This is a genomic window from Azospirillum sp. B506 (genome assembly GCF_000333595.1).
GTDB lineage: Bacteria > Pseudomonadota > Alphaproteobacteria > Azospirillales > Azospirillaceae > Azospirillum.
Genome location: NZ_BADK01000932.1, coordinates 1 through 1821, shown reverse-complemented (window position 1 = coordinate 1821; position 1821 = coordinate 1). Strand labels below are relative to the sequence as shown.

Sequence of the window (1821 nt, the reverse complement as noted above, 5' to 3'; positions counted from 1 at the left end):
GTTCAGACCCACGGCATAGACTGGACAAGAATTTCGTCTTGGCCGATGAAAGCCGTGGTATATCAGCGTATTCGGGCTGTGTGGATTTGCCATAGCGCTGAAAAATGAGAGCTCGCATCGTTTTTCCTCGGGAAACAGGTAGGTGTGGACAGAGTACGAGGCCCATCGACTCTGGAAGTTTTTGCGTTGCACTTGAGGAAAGCTACGGATCAGGCGGAAAGGAATGTCTTCGCTTCCATCAAGAAGGCATCGTGATGCTGGAAGATGCCGCCATGGCCTGCGTCCGGGTACAGAACAAGTCTGGCGCCCGGAATGCGGTGCCCCATAATGGTCGAGTTCTCGCTCGGCACCATGATGTCGTTATCACCATTGGCGATGAGAACCGGTTGCCGAATTGTTTCGAGCGGCTGCGAAGGCTGGAGACCCCAGGCCTTGATGGCCTTCAACTGACGCAGCATCGGGGCAAGCCCCACAGGCCTGTCGCGATCGGTCTTCCGCTCCTTCAGACGCGCGATGAACGCGTTGGCGGCGCGACGTCCATCCGCGCTGGATGTGAAAAACAGAAAAGTCTTGGGATCGCGGAAGGTCAAAAGCCCTTTCGCGATGAGCGGCCAGGACACCGGACCGACCTGCGTGATGCCGGGACCACCCGCCGGACCCGTCCCGGCAAGGATGACGCGTCGCACAAGGTCGGGCGCATCGAACAGGATTTGCTGGCTGACGAACCCTCCCAGCGAGAAGCCGATCAGGTCGACCTGATCGAGCCCGAGCGCGCGAACGACCGCGATGACGTCGAGGGACATATCCTTGATGGATAGCGGCGCCTTACCGCCCGACGAACCGATTCCTCGATAATCGAGCGCGAACACCGGACGGTCCGACGCCAGTCCCTCGATCAGGCGCGGGTCGAAATTGTCGAGATTGGCCGCCCAGTGATTGAGCAACACCACCGGAACGCCTGAATGCGGCCCAAGCCGGCGATAAGCGAACCGCGTACCGACCGCCTCGACATGCTTGGTGGGCGCGGTCTTCCAGTCTGTCTTGAGAATGCCGCCGCTCATGGTGGGATCCTTGGAAGCCGTTCGGATGGGCGGCGCCCCCGGATGAAGCGCCGCCCGATTCCCGTCAATCGGCGAGTGTCGGGTAGTCGGTGTAACCCCTGGCCCCGCCGCCATAGAGGGTCGCTGGATCGAGGGGATTGACCGGCGCGCCGGTCTTCAGCCGCTCGACAAGGTCGGGGTTGGCGATGAATGGCCGGCCGAAGGCGAACAGGTCCGCCTTGCCGCCTGCGAGATGCTGTTCGGCCAGCGTCAGATCGAAGCCGTTGTTGGCGATGAAGGTCCGGCCGAAGCGTTGGCGAAGCGCACTGTAATCGAAAGGCGAGGCGTCGCGCGGGCCGCCGGTCGCGCCCTCGACGACGTGGATATAGGCGATGCCGAGCTTGTCCAACTGCTCGACCACATAATTGAACTGCGCCTGTTCTCTGTCCGAGACGACGATGCCGCTGGCCGGCGAAACCGGCGACAGGCGGACGCCGGTGCGCTCCGCCCCGATCTGCGCCGACACGGCGTCGGCCACCTCGAGCAGCAGGCGAGCGCGGTTCTCGACCGAACCGCCATAGGCGTCGGTACGGACGTTCGCCGTCTCGCGCAGAAACTGGTCGAGCAGATAGCCGTTGGCGCCATGCACCTCGACCCCGTCGAATCCCGCTTCGATCGCGTTGGCGGCGGCCTGACGGAAGGAGTCGACGATCGCGGGGATCTCCCCGGTGTAAGCGCACGCGGTTCGGAGACATCGGCAAAGCCGTGTTCACGAACGTCT

The 1821-nt window shown here is 62.7% G+C and carries 2 protein-coding genes; both read right to left on the bottom strand.

Features of this window, described 5'->3' with window-relative positions; genetic code table 11:
* Positions 1 to 209: 209 nt before the first annotated feature.
* The gene (locus I71_RS28805) at positions 210 to 1061 is read right to left on the bottom strand and encodes an alpha/beta fold hydrolase (protein ID WP_042702394.1); all 852 of its coding nucleotides are present in this window, start codon (positions 1059 to 1061) and stop codon (positions 210 to 212) included.
* 64 nt (positions 1062 to 1125) lie between these two features.
* Positions 1126 to 1752 (bottom strand): hypothetical protein, encoded by a 627-nt coding sequence (locus tag I71_RS28800; RefSeq protein ID WP_280109925.1) that lies wholly within the window; start codon positions 1750 to 1752, stop codon positions 1126 to 1128.
* Between the last annotated feature and the right edge of the window lie 69 nt (positions 1753 to 1821).